At 72.9% G+C, this 20,077-nt stretch carries 23 protein-coding genes and 1 tRNA gene; 2 read left to right on the top strand and 22 right to left on the bottom strand.

Going from position 1 to position 20,077, the window contains the following annotated elements:
• Positions 1-12: 12 nt before the first annotated feature.
• The 5 genes from G567_RS0123190 to G567_RS33600 form a co-directional block, all read right to left on the bottom strand.
• A complete protein-coding gene (locus tag G567_RS0123190; protein ID WP_147201388.1) occupies positions 13-606 on the bottom strand; it encodes an IS630 family transposase in 594 nt (197 codons plus the stop codon).
• The gene (locus G567_RS32480) at positions 603-1,043 is read right to left on the bottom strand and encodes a helix-turn-helix domain-containing protein (protein WP_051233244.1); all 441 of its coding nucleotides are present in this window, start codon (positions 1,041-1,043) and stop codon (positions 603-605) included. The genes G567_RS0123190 and G567_RS32480 overlap by 4 nt, the downstream gene beginning before the upstream one ends.
• A 158-nt stretch (positions 1,044-1,201) precedes the next feature.
• Positions 1,202-1,275: transfer RNA gene (locus G567_RS0123200), tRNA-Pro, on the bottom strand.
• Between the two features lie 222 nt (positions 1,276-1,497).
• A complete protein-coding gene (locus G567_RS0123205; RefSeq protein WP_028931827.1) occupies positions 1,498-2,538 on the bottom strand; it encodes an alpha/beta fold hydrolase in 1,041 nt (346 codons plus the stop codon).
• 15 nt (positions 2,539-2,553) lie between these two features.
• Positions 2,554-2,838: an FmdB family zinc ribbon protein gene (locus G567_RS33600; protein ID WP_028931828.1), complete on the bottom strand. Its 285-nt coding sequence runs from the start codon at positions 2,836-2,838 to the stop codon at positions 2,554-2,556.
• A gap of 183 nt (positions 2,839-3,021) precedes the next feature.
• On the opposite strand from G567_RS33600, the gene G567_RS0123215 reads away from it, so the two are divergent.
• The gene (locus G567_RS0123215) at positions 3,022-3,465 is read left to right on the top strand and encodes a MarR family winged helix-turn-helix transcriptional regulator (protein WP_028931829.1); all 444 of its coding nucleotides are present in this window, start codon (positions 3,022-3,024) and stop codon (positions 3,463-3,465) included.
• 14 nt (positions 3,466-3,479) lie between these two features.
• On the opposite strand, the gene G567_RS0123220 is transcribed toward G567_RS0123215, so the two are convergent.
• The 13 genes from G567_RS0123220 to G567_RS0123285 all read right to left on the bottom strand — a co-directional run bounded on the left by G567_RS0123220 (position 3,480) and on the right by G567_RS0123285 (position 14,881).
• A complete protein-coding gene (locus G567_RS0123220; protein ID WP_028931830.1) occupies positions 3,480-4,610 on the bottom strand; it encodes a sensor histidine kinase in 1,131 nt (376 codons plus the stop codon).
• Positions 4,607-5,275, bottom strand: a complete 669-nt coding sequence (locus tag G567_RS0123225; RefSeq protein ID WP_051233469.1) for a response regulator — start codon at positions 5,273-5,275, stop codon at positions 4,607-4,609. The genes G567_RS0123220 and G567_RS0123225 overlap by 4 nt, the downstream gene beginning before the upstream one ends.
• A gap of 47 nt (positions 5,276-5,322) precedes the next feature.
• Positions 5,323-6,741, bottom strand: a complete 1,419-nt coding sequence (der, locus tag G567_RS0123230) for a ribosome biogenesis GTPase Der (RefSeq protein WP_028931832.1) — start codon at positions 6,739-6,741, stop codon at positions 5,323-5,325.
• 23 nt (positions 6,742-6,764) lie between these two features.
• The gene (locus G567_RS0123235; RefSeq protein WP_147201245.1) at positions 6,765-7,406 is read right to left on the bottom strand and encodes a lysophospholipid acyltransferase family protein; all 642 of its coding nucleotides are present in this window, start codon (positions 7,404-7,406) and stop codon (positions 6,765-6,767) included.
• A gap of 5 nt (positions 7,407-7,411) precedes the next feature.
• Entirely contained in the window at positions 7,412-8,086 is a 675-nt protein-coding gene (gene cmk / locus G567_RS0123240; RefSeq protein WP_037057944.1) for a (d)CMP kinase, read from the bottom strand.
• A gap of 236 nt (positions 8,087-8,322) precedes the next feature.
• Positions 8,323-8,685 carry a chorismate mutase gene (gene aroH / locus G567_RS0123245; protein ID WP_028931835.1) on the bottom strand — a complete coding sequence of 121 codons (363 nt, stop codon included), beginning with the start codon at positions 8,683-8,685 and terminating at the stop codon, positions 8,323-8,325.
• Between the two features lie 144 nt (positions 8,686-8,829).
• Positions 8,830-9,573 (bottom strand): pseudouridine synthase, encoded by a 744-nt coding sequence (locus G567_RS0123255; protein ID WP_028931836.1) that lies wholly within the window; start codon positions 9,571-9,573, stop codon positions 8,830-8,832.
• 11 nt (positions 9,574-9,584) lie between these two features.
• Positions 9,585-10,262: an SMC-Scp complex subunit ScpB gene (scpB, locus tag G567_RS30900; RefSeq protein ID WP_037057941.1), complete on the bottom strand. Its 678-nt coding sequence runs from the start codon at positions 10,260-10,262 to the stop codon at positions 9,585-9,587.
• A complete protein-coding gene (locus G567_RS30905; RefSeq protein WP_051233472.1) occupies positions 10,259-11,095 on the bottom strand; it encodes a segregation and condensation protein A in 837 nt (278 codons plus the stop codon). Before G567_RS30905 ends, scpB begins: the two co-directional genes overlap by 4 nt.
• 2 nt (positions 11,096-11,097) lie before the next feature.
• Positions 11,098-11,976 (bottom strand): ParA family protein, encoded by an 879-nt coding sequence (locus tag G567_RS0123270; protein WP_028931837.1) that lies wholly within the window; start codon positions 11,974-11,976, stop codon positions 11,098-11,100.
• Positions 11,977-12,144: 168 nt separating this feature from the next.
• On the bottom strand, positions 12,145-12,930 hold the full coding sequence (locus tag G567_RS32485; protein ID WP_028931838.1) for a DUF4097 family beta strand repeat-containing protein: 786 nt from the start codon (positions 12,928-12,930) through the stop codon (positions 12,145-12,147).
• A 27-nt stretch (positions 12,931-12,957) separates the two neighbouring features.
• Complete coding sequence (gene xerD / locus G567_RS0123280) at positions 12,958-13,893, bottom strand: site-specific tyrosine recombinase XerD (RefSeq protein WP_245585767.1); 936 nt, start codon at positions 13,891-13,893, stop codon at positions 12,958-12,960.
• The gene (locus G567_RS0123285; protein WP_028931840.1) at positions 13,886-14,881 is read right to left on the bottom strand and encodes an LLM class F420-dependent oxidoreductase; all 996 of its coding nucleotides are present in this window, start codon (positions 14,879-14,881) and stop codon (positions 13,886-13,888) included. The genes xerD and G567_RS0123285 overlap by 8 nt, the downstream gene beginning before the upstream one ends.
• Before the next feature lie 77 nt (positions 14,882-14,958).
• Between G567_RS0123285 and G567_RS0123290 the strand changes: the two genes are divergently transcribed.
• The gene (locus tag G567_RS0123290) at positions 14,959-15,492 is read left to right on the top strand and encodes a DUF1707 domain-containing protein (RefSeq protein ID WP_028931841.1); all 534 of its coding nucleotides are present in this window, start codon (positions 14,959-14,961) and stop codon (positions 15,490-15,492) included.
• A gap of 9 nt (positions 15,493-15,501) precedes the next feature.
• Here the strand turns inward: G567_RS0123290 and G567_RS0123295 are convergent, their stop codons facing one another.
• From G567_RS0123295 to steA, 4 genes are read right to left on the bottom strand one after another with little or no spacing between them, the layout of a single operon-like run.
• Complete coding sequence (locus tag G567_RS0123295; RefSeq protein ID WP_028931842.1) at positions 15,502-16,122, bottom strand: NUDIX domain-containing protein; 621 nt, start codon at positions 16,120-16,122, stop codon at positions 15,502-15,504.
• Entirely contained in the window at positions 16,122-17,885 is a 1,764-nt protein-coding gene (locus G567_RS30915; RefSeq protein ID WP_084796391.1) for a CTP synthase, read from the bottom strand. Before G567_RS30915 ends, G567_RS0123295 begins: the two co-directional genes overlap by 1 nt.
• A gap of 45 nt (positions 17,886-17,930) precedes the next feature.
• Entirely contained in the window at positions 17,931-18,854 is a 924-nt protein-coding gene (locus G567_RS0123305; RefSeq protein WP_028931843.1) for a copper transporter, read from the bottom strand.
• Positions 18,851-20,035, bottom strand: coding sequence for a putative cytokinetic ring protein SteA (steA, locus tag G567_RS0123310; RefSeq protein ID WP_028931844.1), 1,185 nt, complete (start codon positions 20,033-20,035; stop codon positions 18,851-18,853). The genes G567_RS0123305 and steA overlap by 4 nt, the downstream gene beginning before the upstream one ends.
• Between the last annotated feature and the right edge of the window lie 42 nt (positions 20,036-20,077).

Consider the following 20,077-nt stretch of genomic DNA (forward strand, 5'->3'; position numbering starts at 1 on the left):
TCACAGCGGTTTTCAGGCAGCTTGACGGGTGGGGTAGCCGGCGTGGGTGAACCAGCCGGCGGCGTCGGCCGGGGTGACCGCGTCCAGCGCGGCGGCGATCGCGGCGTCCAGGGCCGCCCGGCTGCGCGCGGCGGCCGCCCGGATGAGGGCCTTGAGCTTGCTGAAGGCCTCCTCGATCGGCGAGAGGTCCGGCGAGTAGGCGGGCAGGAAGACCAGCTCGCAGCCGGCGGCCTCGACCAGCGCGCGGATCCGGTCGGGGTTGTGCGCGCCGACGTTGTCCACCACGACCACCCTCCCCGGGCGCAGGCCGGGCAGCAGGAAGTACTCGAGATAGGTGGCGAAGACCGCGGTGTCGGTGCCGCCCTCCACGGTCATCGCCGGGCTCATCCCGGCCAGCGCCAGCCCGGCGAGCAAGGTGGTCACCGGGCCACGGTTGCGCGGCAGGGCCCCGTGCGCGCGTTCTCCGCGCACCGCGCGGGCCCGGCGGCGGGTCATCGCGGTGTGCGTGCCGCACTCCTCGACGAACACCAGCCGGCCCGGATCGATCGGGGCCATCCGCTCCCGCCACGCGGCGCGCGCGTCCTCGTCACGTTCGGTGGCGGTCAGGGTCGTTGCTTCAGCGGCCGGCCCGGCCGCCGCGCCCGCCCCGTCGGGGTCCGCGCCTGGCCGGGGGCGGCCGGCAGGCTGGCGATCGCCCGCGACATCGACGCCAGCGACACCGGCTCACCACCCGCGGCGACGAAGGCCGCGACGTGCTCGGCCGGGGCGGCGTCGGCGGCGGCGTCGAGGCGGGCCGGCAGCCAGGCGTGCAGCCGCCGCTTCTTCCTCGGCTCCGGCCCGTGCCGCTGCCCGGTCGCGGCCAGGCCGCCGGTGGCCCGCCGACGGGCCAGATACCGCTGCACGGTCCTCACCGACACGCCGAACCGGGCAGCCGCCTGCGGCTGGGTCATCCCCGCATCGACCCCGGCCACCACCCGCTCACGCAGATCCATCGAGTACGCCCGCACGTCGCCCTGGGTACCCCCGCCAACCAACCAGCACACCGCTGTCAGTTAGTCACTCACCCCGCCACGGCGGCGGTCAGAGATCCAGACGGACACCACGTCGCGGATCACCCGGTGACCACCTCACGACAGTAAACCCGCAGTTCACATGACCAAGGGCCGGTACCCGACAATCGCGGATACCGGCCCTCGTGCCGTCGGGACGACAGGATTTGAACCTGCGACCCCTTGACCCCCAGTCAAGTGCGCTACCAAGCTGCGCCACGTCCCGGCCACCCCCGTGGGGCCCGTTCAGCCTACCGCATCGTGGATCCGGGCCCGCTGCCGGTCGTGTCCCCCCACACGCGGACAGGGCAACACAGTGACTGGTCGCCACCGGCTGAGCACTCCGGTGACTGGGCGAACCCAGTCTCGGTGATCCCGCCCCCGGGCACCACCGTCCTCCGTCTCCCCTGCCACGGGACTTTGGTAGGTATCGTTCGATACCAAATCCTCAGTTGCCCGGGTCCGCGGCCAGCAGATCGGCGACCGCGGCGTCGATGAACCGGATGTCCACCGGGTTCGCGCCGCCGCCGGCGAAATGGCCCCATACTCCGGGGATCACCCGCAGCTCGGCATTGGACATATGGGACACCGCCCACCGCTCGTCCTCCGGCGGGAAGTACAGGTCCTTCTCCGCCGGCGCCACGATGGCGCGCGCCCGGATCGAGCCCAGCGCCTCCTCGGTGGAGGAGAACCCCGGCGTCGTGCCGACGTCGCCGCGCCACCACGTGTCGAGCATCGTGAGCAGATTGTTGGGGTCGCGATCGTCGAGGAAGAAGCCCTCCCAGAAGCCCACGATGAAGTCCTCGAGCGAGGCGTAGCCGAGCTCGCGCCACACCTCGTCCCAGTAGAACGCCTGGGAGAACCCCCACCCCGCGTAGACCCGCGCCGCGGCCCGCAGGCCGGTCACGGGCAGGGCGTCGGGCCCGTACCATCCGCCGGCGAACGCCGCGTCGGCGGTCAGCGCCGCCCGAACCGAGTCCAGGAAGACGCGGTTGTGCGGCGCCGTCCGCGACGACCCGCAGAACGGCAGCATCCGCTGCACCATCTCCGGGTGGCTGACCGCCCACTGGTAGGTCTGCCCGGCCCCCATCGACCAGCCGAGCACCAGCGCCAACGTCTCGATCCCGAACACCTCGGTGATCAGCCGGTGCTGCGACGCGACGTTGTCGCGCACGGAGATCCGCGGAAACTGCGCCCGGTCCCACGGCGGCGGGGTATTCGACGGCGACGAGGAGAGCCCGTTGCCGAGCATGTTCGGCACGATGACGAACCACTGCCCGGGGTCGAGCGCCATCCCCTCCCCGATGAGCCACTCGTTGTCCCAGTGCCGCCCGGAGTACCAGGTCGGGTAGACGATCGCGTTGGTCTTGTCCGCGTTGAGCGTCCCGTAGGTCTGGTACGCCACCCGCGCGGGACGCAGCGTCGCGCCGCATTCGAGGGTGAAGTCAGCGATCTCGTGCACCTCATAGGGTGCGTCGGGGCCGGTCATGGCGCCTCCTTGCGCTCAGGGACGAGGTAACCGAGCGTGCCGGGGGTCGCGGGTCACGGGTATGGCCTGCCGAGCGCGCCCTGGCACCGAGCTGACGACCTCGGGTGCGTCCGCGCTGCGTTCGCTCGCGTCCATCGCCCGGCGCTGCCGAGGGTCCATGGAGTGCAGCGCGGGCGCACCGAACACCCGGCGACTCGGGCGGCCGCACCCCGGGCACCGCGCCGGTGCGTCGGCCTCGGCCATGGGCCGGACCAGATCGAAGTCGGAGCAGTCCGGGCAGCGGTAGGAGTAGGTAGGCACGGTGACCCTCCGGCATTACGGCTGTCATCGAGAAATGTCGAGTCCGGCAGCGTCGGTCGTGCTGCCCGATCGGCCACGCATCCGGGAAGGTCAACCGACCTGCTGGATCCGCTTCCGGATGACAGTGTTTACGATCAAACTGGCTACGTCATCGCCCGAACCGCCGCATCGAGGGGAGCATTCGTGTCACCAGGAACCGTTCCCCTCGCGGACGCCGCGCTGGGCCTGCTGCTGCACCAGGTGCAGCACCAGATGTCCCGGCGCATCGAGACCGTGCTGCGCGAATCCACCGGCGCGCCGACACTCGACCAGTGGCGCGTGCTCGAACTGCTCGCCGACGGCGCCGGGCATCCGATGAGCGAGATCGCGGGCTACGCGCGGGTCCCGGCACCAACCTTGACCAAGATCGTCGACCGGCTGGTGGGGGCCGCGCTGGTCTACCGCCGTGTCGACGACGCCGACCGCCGCCGGGTGCTCGTCTTCCTCTCCGAGCACGGCAGACGACTGCACGACCGGCTGGCGCCGGAGGTGACGGCCGCCGAGCAGGCCGTCGCCGACGAGCTCGGCACCGAGCAAGCCGCGCAGCTGCGCGGCTTGCTCGCTCAGCTGGCCGATCGGCTGGGCTGAGGCCGGCCGGCCCCTCAGGCGGGATCGCGTCGCCCGACCGCGGCCGCGGCACCGGCCCTCGGCAGCAGCGCCTGCACCACGAACCCGCCGTCGGGGCCGGGACCGCTGATCAGCTCCCCGTCGACCGCGGCCACCCGTTCGGCCAGGCCCGCCAGGCCGGTGCCGCCCTTCGGGAACGCCGTCGAGCACGGTTCGGACCGGGAGACCCCGGCGTTGTGCACCCGGACCCGCAGCCGGGTGTCGTCGCGCCAGCCCAGCTCGATGCGCACCGGGGCGCCGGGCGCATGCCGCGCCGCGTTGGTCAGCGACTCCTGCACGACGCGGTAGACGGCCCGGTCCAGGCTCGGCGGCAGCTGCGCGGGTTCGCCGTCGTGCACCAGGTCGGCCCGCATCCCGGCGACTCGCGAGCGGGCGACGAGCTCGTCGAGCTCGGCGACGCCCGGGGGCCGGCCCGCCGGCTCGTCGAGCAACCCGAGGGCGGTGCGCATCTCGGCCAGTGCGGTCCTGGCCAGCACCCGCAGCCGCGCGGCCGCCAGCCGGGTCTCGTCGTCGGGTGCGGATACCGCGAGCGCGGCCGCACCGACCGCGATCAGCGTGGCGTGGTGGCCGACGACGTCGTGGAACTCGCGTCCGATCCGGGCGCGTTCCTCCGCCCTGGCCGCCGACTCCCGCGCGCACAGCGCCGCGTCGCGGGCGGCCTCCAGGTCGCGCAGGCCCGCGGTGAGCCGCTCCCGGGTGCTGATCAGCAGGCCCAGCGCGACCGGCGCGCCCGCCCACAGCGCGACGAACGCGACGGTGATGGCGGCGTCGGACCAGGCCAGGTCCTGCATCAACAGCACCGGCAGGATCGCGGCCAGTCCGGCGAGCACCAGCCAGGCCACCGTGTCCCGGAGCCGGCGGCTGCGCCGCCCCAACGCGTAGAGCGCGACGAGCGCGGACGGCCAGCCGAGCCCGCCGACCAGGCCCCACAGCACGCCGAGCACCCCGAGCGGCGGCCACAACCGGCGCAGCGGCAGCAGCGCGCAACCGACCAGTCCCGCGAGGATCGAGTAGCCGAACGCGGGACGGCCCAGCAGCACCGCCGCCGCGGGCACGAGCACGGCCGCCGCCTCGGTCGCGACGATCCGGACCACAGGCCGGTTCATCCGGTCCGCCAGCTCTGGGCCAGCAGCGCGGCCTGCACCCGGTTCTCGGCCCCGAGCTTGACCAGCAACGTGGACACGTACTTCTTCACGGTCGCCTCCGCGAGGTCCAGCTCGCTCGCGATCACGGCATTCGATTTCCCCGCCGCGAGCCGCCCCAGCACCTGGTTCTCCCGCAGCGTGAGCCCGGGTGGCCGCCGGCCGGGAGACGCGGCACCGGCGGCGAGCCTGGGCAGCAGCCGGGCGGTGATCCGCGGGTCGAGCACGGCGCCGCCCGCGGCCAGGTCGCGGACCGCCCGGACCAGCGATTCGGGCTCGGCGTCCTTGAGCAGGAAGCCCTGCACCCCGATGCGCAGCGCCTCGGCGACGTAGTCGTCGAGGTCGAACGTCGTCAGCACCGCGGCGGGTGGCGCGTCGGCGCGGGTGCACAGCAGCCGCAGCGCGGTGAGCCCATCCGTGCCGGGCATCTGAATGTCGACGAGCACGACGTCGGGCCGGTGCCGGTCGACCGCGGCGAGCAGGCCGTCGCCGTTGCTCACCTCGCCCACCACGCGCACGGTTCCGCCGGCCTCCAGCACCGTCCGCAGGCCCGCACGCAGGAGTGGCTCGTCATCGGCGAGCACCACCCGCACCGGGGCCGGACGGCACCTTCCCGCCTCGGCCGACATGCGCAGCAGCCTAATGGGTGACGCAGACCACGGATCGTTCGGTACCGTCAGCGCTTCCGGGCGCGCTTCTCCCGCACCCGCACCGACAGCCGGATGGGCGAGCCGGTGAACCCGAACTCCTCGCGCAGCCGCCGCTCCAGAAACCGCCGGTAGCCCGCCTCCAGGAACCCCGTCGTGAACAGCACGAACGTCGGGGGCCGGGTCTGGGCCTGGGTCGCGAACAGCACCTTGGGCTGCTTGCCGCCCCGCACCGGCGGCGGGGTCGCGGCGAGCAGGTCCGCCAGCCAGCCGTTGAGCTGCCCGGTCGGGATCCGCTGGTCCCACGAGGCGAGCGCGGTCCGTAGCGCCGGTGCCATCTTGGCCACCGAGCGTCCGGTCAGGGCGGAGACGTTGACCCGCTCGGCCCAGCGCACCCGCACCAGATCGCGATCCAGCTCGCGCTTCAGAGCCAGCCTGCGGTTCTCGTCGACGAGGTCCCACTTGTTGAAGGCCAGCACGAGGGCGCGGCCCGTCTCCTCGACCATGCCGATCACCCGCTGGTCCTGCTCGGCGATCGGCTCGCTCGCGTCGATCAGCACGATGGCGACCTCGGCGGCCTCGATCGCGGACCGGGTCCGCAGGCTGGCATAGTACTCCATGCCGCTGGCCGTCTTGACCCGCTTGCGCAGGCCCGCGGTGTCGACGAACCGCCACAGCGTGCCGTCCAGCTCGACGAGGGAGTCGACGGGGTCGACGGTGGTGCCCGCCACCTCGTGCACCACCGACCGCGTCTCCCCGGCGAGCCGGTTGAGCAGGCTGGACTTGCCGACGTTCGGCTTGCCGACGAGCGCGACCCGCCGCGGACCGGCGGCGCCTGACTGGCCGATGTCCTCGCGCGGCGTCTCCGGCAGCGCCTCAAGGATCGCATCGAGCAGATCGCCCGAGCCCCGACCGTGCAGGCCCGACACCGGGCGTGGCTCGCCGAGGCCCAGCCGCCACAGCGCGGCCGTTTCGGCGACGAGCCGCTCGTTGTCGACCTTCGTCGCGGCGAGCAGCACCGGCCGGTCCGAACGCCGCAGTACCCGCGCCACGGCCTCGTCGGTGGCGGTCGCCCCGACCGTGGCGTCGACGACGAGCAGCACCGCGTCGGCGGTCTGCATCGCCAGGTCGGCCTGCGCGGCAACGGCGGCCTGCAACCCGGTGGCATCGGGCTCCCAGCCGCCGGTGTCGACGATGGTGAACCGCCGGCCGTTCCACAGCGCGTCGTAGGCGACCCGGTCCCTGGTCACCCCGGGGACGTCCTGGACGACCGCCTCCCGGCGCCCGAGCAGCCGGTTGACCAGCGTCGACTTGCCGACGTTCGGGCGCCCGACCACGGCCAGCACCGGCGCGGGCGCGAGTTCGTCCGCCGCGGCGCCCGGGCCTGCGGCCCCGTCCGGGGCGTCGGCATCGGTGAAGTCCGCCGGGTCGATGCCCAGCTGCGCCATCGCGGCGCGATCGTCAGCGTTGCTCACGTGCTGCTCCGTACGTCATCGAGCTCAAGGACCATCTCGGCCAGCGCGGCGCGGATGGTTTCGGTGGCGGCCGCCAGCTCCGTCCGGCTCCTGCCCGTCGGCGCCGGCATGGGCTGCCCCACCAGGACGTCCACCCGCGGGCGGAGGCGTCGGCGCGCCCCATCCGGGCGGCGGGTGCCACGGCACGCCACGGGCAGTACCACCGCCCCCGAGGTGCGCGCCAGCCACGCCGCGCCCTGCCTCGCTGCGGCCACGTCCCCGCTGCCGCGGGTGCCCTCGGGGAACACTCCGACGACACCGCCACCGCGCAGCACCGCCAGCGCCGCAATCAGCGGGCGACGGTCGGGCTCACCCCGGCGCACCGCGAGCTGGCCGATCCGGGGCAGTATCCATCCCAGCGGCCCGGCGAACATCTCCTGCTTGACCAGGAACACCGCCCGGCGCCCCAGCACTCCGAACAGTAGCGGCCCGTCCACGGCCGAGCTGTGGTTCGCGACGAGCACCACGGGTCCGGTGGCCGGGATGCGCTCCCGATGCTGCACCCGCACGTCGAACACCGGCCGGAAGCACCAGGTGCCGATCCATCGGGCGAGGTCGGTGAGACGCTCCGAGGCACCCTCCGGCAGGTCGGCGGGCACCGTCCTCACGTCAGCAGTCCGCGCTCGGCCACCAGCCGCAACAGCTCGGCGAGCACCGCGTCGACGCTCAGGTCGTCCGTATCGAGGATGAGTGCGTCCGCGGCGGCGTGCAGCGGGGAGGTGGCGCGGGTGGAGTCGAGCCGGTCGCGGCGACGGACGTCGGCCAGCGTGACCGCAGGGTCGGCCGTCCAGCCCGCCTTGGCGTCCTGGCGGCCGCGCCGCGCGGCCCTGATCTCCTCCGACGCGGTCAGGTACACCTTGAGTGCGGCGTCGGGAGTCACGACGCCGCCGATGTCTCGGCCCTCGACGACGATCCCGCCGATACCGCCCAGCTCCTCGGCGATGATCGCACGCTGCCGCCGCACGAGCGCCGCACGCACGGCCGGCAGTGCGGACACGGCGCTGACCAGCTGCGTTACCGCGACCCCGCGGATCTCCGCCGCGACGTCCTCGCCCGCGAGCCGGATCCGGGATGTCTCCGGATCGGTCGTCGGCTCCACATCGGCGGCGGTGGCGACGGCGACGATGTCCGCCGCCGGGCTCTGCTCGTCGAGGCCCGCGCGCAGCACTGCGAGGGTGGCGGCGCGGTACATCGCGCCGGTGTCGAGGTAGGCGGCCCCGCAGGCCGCCGCGAGCCGGCGAGACACCGTCGACTTGCCGGTGCCCGAGGGGCCGTCCATCGCCACGACACCGCGCAGCTTGCCCGGAACGGCCACCGCACCGACTCCTCCCCGGGCCCGCGGCTCGTTCGCCGCGGCACCTTCCGCATACCCCGCGCCTGCCGCGGTTCGCGCCCTTCATTGTGCCTGGTGGCCGCACGGGCCCCGGCACGGCCCCAAGAGCGCGTTATGGAGCCATAACGCCGTTAGGAGCGGCCCCCGGGAGACGTTATGGAGCCATAACGTTGTGGTGGGAGCTACCGGGGCAGGTCCGTGCGCAGCGCGGCGGCGCCGCGCAGGTAGACGTGGCGCAGCTCGGCGCGGTTGCGTGGGGTGTCGACGTGGGCGAGCAGGCGCAGCACCCGGGGCATCGCGCCCGGCACCGCGATCTCCGTGGCGCACATCAGGGGCACGTCGGTGAGCCCGAGCAACCGCGCGGCGTACGCCGGGAACTCCGCGGTGAGGTCCGGGGTCGCGGTGAACAGGATCGAGATGACGTCGTCGGAGGTCAGCCCGTTGCGCTGGAGAACCGCGGTGACCAGTTCGGCCGAGCGGTCCAGGATCTCCTGCCGGGTATCGGCGTCGACCTGGATCGCGCCTCGCACCGCACGCACCGCCACGCGCGCAGCTTAGGTGATGGTCATCGGCGTCCTGATCGACGGATGGGAGGCGCGAACCGCGAAAAGCGCGGCCGCCGCCGCCCAACCGCCGATCTTGGCGAGAACGTCGCCCCGCCGCACCGGTCGGTCCGGGGCGGCGGCGGGCTACAGGCCCACCGCGCGGTAGAGCGCGCCGACCTCGGCATGGTTCAGCGGCCGGATCCGGCCCGGCCGCTGATCACCCAGCCGCACCTCACCGATGGCCGTGCGCACCAGCCGCTGGACCGGATAGCCGACCTCGTCCATCAGCCTGCGCACGATGTGCTTGCGGCCCTCGTGCAGCACGATCTGCACCAGCGAGCGGCCGGCATGCGAGTCGACCAGCTGGAACGAATGCACCCGCACGGGGCCGTCCTCAAGCTCCACACCGGCCCGCAGCCTCCGGCCGAGGTCGCGCGGGACCTGGCCCATGACCTCGGCCAGATAGGTCTTCTCCACCTCGAACGACGGATGCATGAGCCGGTGGCCCAGCTCGCCGTCGTTGGTCAGCAACAGCAGCCCCTCGGTGTCGGCATCGAGGCGTCCGACGTGGAAGAGCCGTTCGGTGTGGTCGGCGACCAGGTCGCCGACACAGGGTCTGCCGTGCTCGTCGGACATCGTGGACAACATGCCGCGCGGCTTGTTCAGCGCCAGGTACACGAGGTCCTCGCGTAGCACGATCCGCGAGCCGTCGACGTGCACGACGGCCGTCTCGGGGTCGATCCGGCGGCCCATCTCCCGGACCACCTCTCCGTCGACGCTGACCCGCCCGGCGGCGATCAGTTCCTCCGCGGCGCGGCGGGAGGCGACCCCCGCGCGCGCCAGCACCTTCTGCAGCCGAACCCCGTCGGGGTGGTTCTGGGTACTCATCACATTCATCGCTATCGGTCTCGCAGGTCGTCGAGTGTGTCGAGCGCGTCGATGCTGTCGATGTCTGGCAGCAGCGGCGCCAGCGGGGGCAGTTCGTCCACCGACGACAGACCCAGCCGCTCCAGGAACAGCTCCGTCGTGCGGAACAACGTCCCCTGGGTCTGCGGGTCCACGCCGGCCTCCTCGACGAGGCCGCGGGTCAGCAGGGTACGCAGCACGCCGTCGCAGTTCACGCCGCGCACCGCGGACACGCGGGCCCTGGTGACCGGCTGGCGGTAGGCGACGACGGCGAGGGTCTCCAGGGCGGCGCGGGTCAGCCGGACCCGTTGGCCGTTCAGCAACAGTCGCTCGACGAACGGCGCGTGGACGTCGCGGGTGTAGAACCGCCAGCCCGCACCAGCGCGGCGCAGGTCGATCCCGCGGCCCGCCGCGGTGTAGCCGTCGGCGAGCGTGCGCACCGCGGCCCGGACCCTGGCCACCGGCTGGCCGAGCGCCTCGGCCAGCGCCTTCTCGTCGGTCGGGGCGTCGACGACCAGCAGCAACGCCTCCAGTGCCGCCTCGAGCGCGGCGTCATCGGTCAGGGCGGGCAGCGCGTCGGGCTGCGCCACCGCGCGTTCGGCATGGCGGCCGGGCGCCTCAGGATCGGTGCCGTCCCGACCGGGGATGGGGTCGTTGTTCAGCTGACTCACTGCTCGGTTTCGGGGTCTTCGGTCGGCGGACGGTCCGGGAACGCCGTGGAACCGCCCGTCCAGCGTACTGTCAGCTCGCCGAACACCTCGGGCTGCTCCAGCCAGACACTCCGCTCCCGGTAGAGCTCCAGCAGCGCGAGGAACCGCGCCACCACCTCGAGCGGCGCCACGCAGTCCGCGGTGAGCGTCGCGAAACTCGCCTCTCCCAGCTCGGCGAGCCGCTCGCGCAGCAGCGCCGCATGTTCAGCGACCGAGACGGCGGGGGCGTGCAGGTGGTCGATGCCGACGGTGGGCGGTGGCTTCGGCCGGAACACCGTGGCCGCCAACTCGGCGAAGCTCGCCGGGTTCATGCCGAGCAGCACCTCGGGCAGCAGGCCGGTGTAGCGGTCCTCGAGCGCGACCGAGCGCGGGAACCGGCGCATCGCCTTCGCCTCCAGCTCGACGAACAGGGCCGCGACCTGCTTGTACGCGCGGTACTGCAGCAGCCGGGCGAACAGCAGGTCGCGGGCCTCGAGCAGGGCGAGGTCCTCGGGGTCGGCGACCTCGCCGTCCGGCAGCAGCCGGGCGGCTTTGAGATCCAGCAGCGTCGCGGCGATGACGAGGAACTCGGTGGTCTCGTCGAGGTCCGCGTCGTCGCCCAGCTCGGCGAGGTGGGCGATGAAATCGTCGGTGACCTTGTGCAGCGCCATCTCGGTGATGTCGAGCTCATGGCGTCCGATGAGCTGCAGCAGCAGGTCGAACGGGCCGGAGAAGTTGTTCAGCCGCACGGTGAAGCGCGCGGGGCGGGCGGCGCCGTCCCCCGTCCGCCCGGGCGAGGGATCGTTCTCGACCAACGTCACCGGGCGAGAACCTCGCGGGCCAGCAGCCGGTAGGCCTCGGCACCGTTCGACCCCGGGGCCCAGGTCGTGATCGGCTCGCCCGCCACCGTGGTCTCGGGGAACCGGATGGTCCGGTTGATGACGGCCGTGAAGACGATCTCGCCGAACGCCTCCACCACGCGCTGGTGGACCTCGCGGGTGTGCAGCGTTCGCGGGTCGAACATGGTGGCCAGGATGCCGAGCAACCGCAGGTCGGGGTTGAGCCGGTCGCGCACCTTCTCGATGGTGTCCATCAGCAGCGCGACCCCGCGCAGACTGAAGAACTCGCAGGCCAGCGGGATGAGCACCGCATCGGCGCAGGCCAGCGCGTTGATGGTGAGCAGGCCGAGGGAGGGCTGGCAGTCGATGAGCACGATGTCGTAGCGGTCGAGCACCTCCTTGAGCGCCCGGCCCAGCGCCTGCTCGCGGCCCACCTCGGTGACGAGCTGGACCTCGGCCGCCGACAGGTCGATGTTGCTGGGCAGCAGGTCCATCCCGGGGACGGAGGTCGGAAGGATGACGTCGTCGACGGTGACGTCGCGCTCCATGAGCAGGTTGTAGATCGTGACGTCGAGCTGGTGGGGCTGCACACCGAGGCCGACCGACAGCGCGCCCTGCGGGTCGAAGTCGACGAGCAGGACGCGCCGGCCGTATTCGGCGAGCGCGGCGCCCAGGTTGATGGCCGTGGTCGTCTTGCCCACACCGCCCTTCTGGTTGGCGACGGCGATCACGTGCGCCGGGCCGTGCTCGGTCAGCGGCGCCGGCTCCGGCGCTCCCCCCACCGAGACTGTCTCGGACGACTCGTGGTCGTCGTCGAGCGGCTCCGGGCGGGGAGCAAAGGGCCGCGGAGTGTTCAAAGCGTGCTCCGGTCTCTCGCGGGCGACCGCGGGACGGGGACGGTTCCGGCCCGCAGACTAGGAGGCACCTCGACGTGCGGCAACGTGCCCCGCCGTGCGGCGTCGAAGTCGGCCTGTGAGATGGACGGGTCCGACGACCGGAATGCCCTCGGTCGCCGGACCGGCCGGTCAGCCCCCGGTCACCGTCACGTCACCCGCGGTGGTGCGCACCCGGATCGTGTGCGTCGCGCCCGGTTCGTCGGCGACGTTCACCGTGACGTCACCGGCCGTGGAGCGCGCCTCCACCCGGTAGACCTCGCTCGTGGGCACCCGGACGGTGACATCGCCCGCGGTGGATTTGACATCCACCTGCTGCGGGGCGGCCGCGAACGCGAGTTCGACCCGGCCCGCCGTGCTCTGCGCGCGTACCGTCGCGCCGCGCAGCCCGGTGCCGCGCACGGCGCCCGCCGAGGTCACGAGCTCCTGGTCGCCCGCCAGGTCGGTGACGGTGATGCCGCCGGCACCGAGTTTGGTGCGCACCGACACGGCGGCCGGGGCGATCACGGTGAAATCGACCTCGCAGCGGTCGCGGCGCGGCTGTTGGTCGGGGCAGCGCGCGGTGATCCGCAGGACGTCGCCGTCGACGGACTCGGTGACCGTGGGCCGCTCACCGGACCAGCGCAGCGTCCGGTCGACCTGGGCCGAGCCGTCGGGCCCGGACCGCAGCTCCACATCACCGGCGTCGGAGTCGATCTCGACCCGGCTGATCGCCTGGTCGTAGTGCTGGGAGCCGGTCTCGGTCTCCAGGTCCCCGGACTCGCCGGATCCGCTGGAGCCACCGGTCCCGGCCGTTCCGGGGGCCCCGTCGCCTCCGGCGAGCCCGTCGGTTCCGGAGGAGCCCGACTGTCCGCCGCCGCATCCGGCCAGCAGCAGCACGACCGACAGGAGCAGAGCGGATATCCATGTCTTCTTCATCGCTTCAAACCGTACTGCGGTCATCGGTCACCCGCGGGCCCGCGGGTGCGCCGTGGCGTAGACCTCACGCAGGGAGTCGACCGTCACGTGCGTGTACACCTGGGTCGTCGTCACCGAGGCGTGTCCGAGCAGCTCCTGCACCACCCGGACATCGGCACCGCCGGCGAGCAGATGGGTCGCGAAACAGTGCCGCAGGGTGTGCGGGGAGACGTCCGCCTCCACCCCCGCGATCTCGGCCGCCGCGCGCAACGCGTGCCAGGCGCTCTGCCGCGAGAGCCGGGCCCCGCGGGCGTTGAGCAGCAGGGCCGCGGTCCCGCGGCCCCGCTCGGCCAGCACCGGGCGGGCCCGCACCCGATAGGCCTCGACGGCCGCCACGGCGGGCCGTCCGACCGGGACGATGCGTTGCTTGCCGCCCTTGCCGCGCAGCAGCACGGCGCGTTCGGCGAGGTCCAGGTCGTCCAGGTCGATGCCGACCGCCTCGGAGATCCGGGCCCCCGTGGAATACAGCAGCTCGAGTAGAGCACGGTCGCGCAGCGCCACCGGACCATCCCCGATGCAGCCCGCAAGCAACTGCTCGACCTGATCGACGGTCAGCGTCCGGGGCAGCCGTTTGGGCAGTGCCGGCGGGACGACCGAGCGGGTGACGTCGACGGGGACCAGCCCCTCGCGGGTGGCGAAACGGTGCAGCCCGCGCACCGCGGCCAGCGCCCGGGCCGTCGACGAGGCCGCCAGCGGGACCGGGCCGCTGCGCAACGCGGCGAGGAACGCGGTGACGTCGGACTCGCGGACAACGGCGAGGTCCTCGATTCCGCCGGCGTGCAGGTGGTCCAGGTAGCGGCGCAGGTCGGCCGCGTAGGACCGCAGCGTGTTGGGGGAGCTGCCGCGTTCGACGGCCAGGTGGGCGAGATATGCGCGCAGCGCCCGTGCGTGCACAACACCGTTCACCCGAGACCCGTCACTCACGAGCGCCCAGCGCACCGATCACCTCGCGCTCGAACAGTTCGATGCTCGAGCGGTCGTATGCGGCGTCGGGGAAATAGCAGATCGCGTAGGCCAGGCCGCGGCGCTGCAGTTCGCGGAGGTTCGCCACGACCTGCTCCACCGTGCCGCAGGCCGGCATCCCCCGGAACGCGCCCAGCGCACCCTCGGCCTTCCGCTCCCCCACCAGCGGGGTGAGCCGGGCCTTGAGCCGCTGCAGCCGCTCCTCGACCTCGGCCGCGGTGTGCCCGATCAACACGTTGTAGTTCGCCGAGCGGACGATCGCGTCGAAGTCGGTGCCGACGTCCTTGCAGTGCTCGGCGAGGATCTCGGACTTGCGACGGAAGCCCTCGGGGGTGCCGTCGAAGTTCGTGTACCGCGCGTATCGCGCGGCGATCTTCAACGTCACCTTCTCCCCGCCGCCCGCGATCCACAGCGGTATTCCGCCCTCCTGCAGCGGCCTCGGAGCCACGATCGCGTCGTCGACCTGGTAGTACCGCCCGTCCATGCGCGCCCGGCCGGTCTGCCACGCCTGCGTGAGGATCTGCACGCCCTCCGCGAGCATGCCCAGCCGCTCCCGCGGGGGCGGGAAGCCGTAGCCGTAGGCCCGCCACTCGTGTTCGTACCAGCCCGCGCCGATACCCATCTCGACCCGGCCACCGGAGATGACGTCCACCGTCGCGGCGACCTTCGCCAGGTAGGCCGGGTTGCGGTAGGCCATGCAGGTGCACATCTGGCCCAGCCGGACCCGGCGGGTCACCGCGGCGAGCGCGGCCATCAGCGTCCACGCCTCGTGCGTCGCCTCGTCGGTGGGGGCGGGGACGGTATGGAAGTGGTCGTAGACCCAGACGGACTCCCACGGGCCGGCGTCGGCATGTCGCGCCAGCCCATGGATCACGTCCCACTGCGCCGACGGATCGATGCCGGCGAGGTCGAGCCGCCAGCCCTGGGGAACGAACAGCCCGAAGCGCATGTCAGCCACCCGCCCGAGCCTACGTGCCCAACCGGATCGGCGGATGCCGCTACGTCGGCGGCGGTACGGTGCGACCCGTGAGTACGCCGGGTTCACGCAACTTCCGCATCGGACATGAGGAACGCGAGCAGGCCGTCCGTGCCTTGAACGACCACTTCGCGGCCGGCCGGCTCGACATGCACAAGTACGAGGAACGCGTCGGGCAGGCGTCGGCGGCGCGCACCGCCGGCGAGCTGGACGCGCTGTTCACCGACCTGCCGACCGCGGCGTCGACGCAGGTCACCGTCCAGCATCCGACGGCCCCGTACCCGGCGGCCCCGCACCCGGCCGCACAGCAGGCGGGCTGGGACCCGAACGCCCCCTGGGGCCGCGACCCGGTCACCGGCTGGCCCTGCTCGGACAAGTCGAAGGTGGTGGCCGGGGTGCTGCAGCTGTTCCTCGGCGCCGTGGGTGCCGGCCGGTTCTACACCGGGCACACCGGGATGGCCGTGGCCCAGTTGCTGGTCACGCTGTTCACCTTCGGCATCGGCGCCATCTGGGGCTTCGTCGACGGCATCGTTCTGCTGGCCGGGTCCCCGCGCGATCCCTACGGTCGCCCGCTGCGCTCCTGAGCTGCCCGATCAGCGGTTGCGCGCCGCGAACCGGGACGGCCGGTCGGGCCAGCCCGCGTCGACCGGGCGCGGCGAGCGGCCGTCGCACACCACCTGCACCGCGAGCACGGCCGCGACGGCCGCCGCGTTGACGATCGTGCCGTCCAGCACCATGTCGACCGCGACCGGCAGCGGCACCCAGCGCAGCTGCAGGTCGGCCTCCTCGTCGTCGCCCGCGTCCGGCCGATCGATCTCGGTGAGCCCGCGGGCGAGATAGACCCGCACGGCCTCGTCGGAGAAGCCCGGCGACGGCACGATGTCGAGCAGCACCGACCAGTCCGACGCGGCGAGCCCCGCCTCCTCGACCAGCTCGCGGGCCGCGGTGGCCGCCGGATCCTCCCCCGCGACGTCGAGCAGGCCCGCCGGCAGCTCCCACAGCCTGCGCCGCACCGGATGCCGGTACTGGTGGATCATCATCAGCCGGTCGGCGGGGTCCAACGCGGCGATCGCGACCGCCCCGGGGTGCTCGAGGATCTCGCGGGTCGCGATCCGGCCGCCGGGCATCACGACCCGGTCGGCGCGCAGCGCCATGACCCGGCCCTGGTAGACGTCGGCGGAGGACTCGACCTGGAATTCGTGCCGGCTGCGCATCACGAGGTCGTCGAGCCGACGGCGGCGTCGACCTCCGAGACCGCGGCCGCGGCCGGGCGGGACGCGGCTCCCGTGGTGTCGCGACCGTCGCGGCCGGGCAGCTCCACCGGCAGCCTGCCCGCGGCCTGGTAGCGCAGCGCAGCCTTGACGAACGCCGCGAACAGCGGGTGCGGGCGGGTCGGACGGCTCTTGAGCTCGGGATGCGCCTGGGTGCCGACGTAGAACGGGTGCACCTCGGCGGGCAGCTCGACGAACTCGACGAGTGTACCGTCCGGGGACACCCCGCCGAACACCAGGCCGGCCGCCGAGAGCCGATCGCGATAGTCGTTGTTGACCTCGTAACGGTGCCGGTGTCGCTCGGAAACCTCATCCGCGCCGTAGAGGCGACGAACAACGCTCCCGGTGGCCAACCTTGCAGGCCACGCCCCGAGACGCATCGTGCCGCCCATATCGCGCTCGCCGGCGACGACGTCGAGCTGCTCGGCCATCGTCGAGATCACCGGATGCGCGGTGTCCGGATCGAACTCCGTGGAGCTCGCGCCGTCCAGCCCGGCGAGATTGCGGGCGCCCTCGATGACCATGCACTGCAGGCCGAGGCACAGCCCCAGGGTCGGGATCCCGCGGGTGCGGGCGTGGCGGACGGCGCCGAGCTTGCCCTCGATCCCGCGAATGCCGAACCCGCCCGGCACCAGCACGCCGTCGACCCCGTCGAGCTCCGCGGCGGCGCCGGCCGGGGTTTCGCAGCGGTCGGACTGCACCCAGTCGATCTCGACGCGGGCGCGGTGGGCAAAGCCGCCGGCGCGCAGCGCCTCGGTCACCGACAGGTAGGCGTCCGGCAGGTCGACGTACTTGCCGACCAGGGCGATCCGCACCGTCTCGTCGGGATGGTGGACGCGGTCGAGCAGGTCGCCCCAGACGGTCCAGTCGACGTCGCGGAACGGCAGCCCGAGCCTGCGCACGACGTAGGCGTCGAGGCCTTCGCGGTGCAGCACGCGCGGAATGTCGTAGATCGACGGCGCGTCGGGGGCCGCCGTGACGCCGTCGAGCTCGACGTCGCACATCAACGAGATCTTGCGCTTCAGGCCGTCGGGGATCTCCCGGTCGGCGCGCAGCACCAGCGCATCGGGCTGGATACCGATGTTGCGCAGCGCCGCGACGGAGTGCTGCGTCGGCTTGGTCTTCAGCTCGCCCGACGGCACGAGGTAGGGCACGAGCGAGACGTGCAGGAAAAAGCAGTTGTCGCGGCCCACGTCGTGCCGGATCTGACGGACCGCCTCCAGGAACGGCAGCGACTCGATATCACCCACGGTGCCACCGACCTCGGTGATCACCACATCCGGCGTGACGCCGTCGTCCGGGTCCGCCATCGCGCGGACACGGTCCTTGATCTCGTTGGTGATGTGCGGGATCACCTGCACGGTGTCGCCCAGGTACTCGCCGCGGCGCTCCTTGGCTATCACCGAGGAGTAGACCTGCCCGGTGGTGACGTTCGCCCGGCCGTGCAGGTTCCGGTCCAGGAACCGCTCGTAGTGGCCGATGTCGAGGTCGGTCTCCGCACCGTCCTCGGTCACGAAAACCTCACCGTGCTGGAACGGGTTCATCGTTCCGGGGTCGACGTTGAGGTAGGGGTCGAGCTTCTGCATGGTCACCCGGAGCCCCCGAGCGGTCAGCAACTGACCGAGACTCGATGCGGTGAGGCCCTTGCCGAGCGAGGATGCGACCCCGCCGGTAACGAACAGGTGACGAGTCCCGCGTGGCTGCACGGAACTTCAGCCTACCGGGGAATCATCGCGGTCGCGCCGGCCGGGTCAGGTGGCCGGCACCGCGGCGTCGGCGGTGGGCGCCGAGCCGTACCGGCCGGCACCGCCGTCGAGCTGCTCGCGCAGCGCCAGGACCGTCGCCACCCGGCCCGCGCCGGTGTCGACGTCGTCGACCGTCGTCAGGCCCGCGGTGGCGCCCCGGTCGGCGCGGGCGACCCCCACCGGGCCGGTGGAGCCGGCCGATCCCGACCGGCCGGCGAGCACGGCGCCCGCGCCGGCGCGGTCCAGCTCGGCGGCCAGCCGCGCGGTGACGGCGGCGGCGTCGCCCGCGTCGACCCCCTGCAGGGCCCCGCCGGTGAGCACGAGCACGAGCGTGGCGGGTTGGGGGACGTCACCCTGGGTGGCGAACCCGGCAGTCGTCAGCCCGGCCACGACGGTCTGCGCCTGCTCGGGAGTCGCGCGCGGCTGTCCGTCCTTGGTCAGCAGCAGCCCGCCGAGCAGGCCGCCGACGAGGCTGCCGGTGTCCGACGCCGCGGGCAGCTGCGCCCCGCTCGGCAGCAGCTGCGCGGTCAGCGCGCGCAGCTCGTCGACCCGCGCCGGGTCGGTGACGGCGTCGGTGAGCGCCAGTCGGCCGGTCACGGCGGCTCCGGCCTGGCCGGCCAGCGCGACGATCGCATCGCGGTCGGCGGGATCGGCGCCGAGGGTGACCACCGCGACGGTCTGGCCCGCGAGCACCCCACGGACCGCGGTCGGGCCCACCCGGGCGGCGAACTCGTCGGCGGACCGCTGCGCCGCCAACAGCGAGTCCCGCTCCCCGGTGAGCCGGTCAACCTGGGTGCTGAGGTCGTCGCGTTGCGCCGAGACCGCCGAGAGGAGCCGGTCGGAAAGGCCGCTCGCGCCGAGGAACACCCCGACGGCGAGCGCGAGGAACACCGCGGTGATCGACACCACGTGGTAGCGCAGGGAGATCACCCGAACACGCCCTTGATCTGGTCGACGACACCCATCCAGCCCTGGGAGAGCCAGGCCAGCACCGCATCACCGGCGTCGGAGACGAGCAGCGCGGCCAGCACCGCGACCAGTGCCGCGGAGATCATCAGCAGCACCGCACCGGCGGAGACCCGGCTACGGTACAGCGACCCGAGGACCCGGCCGTCGACCAGCGTCCCGCCCAGCTGCAGCCGGGTCAGGAACGTCGAGGCGTTGCTGCCGGAGCGGCCGCGGTCGAGGAACTCGGCCATGCTGGCCGACAGCCCGACGGTGACGATCACCGAGGCGCCGCGGTGGTGGGCCAGCAGCAGCGCCAGGTCCTCGGGGTTGGCCGAGCTGGGGAAGGTCACGGCACCGGCGCCGAGGTCCTGCACCCGATGCAGGCCGGGCGCGTGGCCGTCGGCGAAGGCGGGAACGACGACGTCGGCCCCGCAGGTCAATGCCTCGGTGGAGACCTCGGCCGGATCGCCGACGATGAGGTCCGGTTTATGCCCGGCCGCAAGCAGCGCCTCCGCCCCCGCCTCGACCCCGACCAGCACCGGCCGGTACTCACGGATATAGCTGCGCAGCCGGGCGAGCTCGCCCGTGTGGTCGAAACCCGAGCCGACGACGAGCACCTGCCGATCCGCAAGCTCGACCTCGACGTCGGGGACCCCGTGCCCGTCCAGCAGCAGCGAGCGCTCGATGCGCATGAACTCGATCGTGTTGGCGGCGAACGCCTCGAGCTGGTGGGCCAGCCCGGACTTGGCCTCGACCAGCGCATCGGCCACCGAATCGGGGTTCTGCTCGACGCCCTCGGCGAGCACCCGCTCACCGGCGTAGAGCACGCCCTCGTGCAGCCGGACCTTGGTGCCGTCCTTCACCGTGTGCAGCGCCTCGGCACCGACGCCGTCGACCAGCGGTATGCCGGCGCCCACGATCACCTCGGGCCCCAGGTTGGGGAAGCGGCCGGAGATCGACGGTGACGCGTTGACCACGCCGGCGACCTGCGCGGCGACCAGCGCATCGGCGGTGGCCCGGTCCAGGTCGATCTGGTCGAGGACGACGATGTCACCGGGCTTGAGCCGACGCAGCAGACTGTCGGTATGGCGATCGACCCGCGCCACCCCGGTGCGGCCGGGCAGCTCGGGCCGCGAGCGATGCAGCAGACCAGACAGCTTCATGCACGCACTGTGACACCTCGGGTTCGTTGCGAGGTGGATGCC

This window comes from Pseudonocardia asaccharolytica DSM 44247 = NBRC 16224 (assembly GCF_000423625.1).
Taxonomy (GTDB): domain Bacteria; phylum Actinomycetota; class Actinomycetes; order Mycobacteriales; family Pseudonocardiaceae; genus Pseudonocardia; species Pseudonocardia asaccharolytica.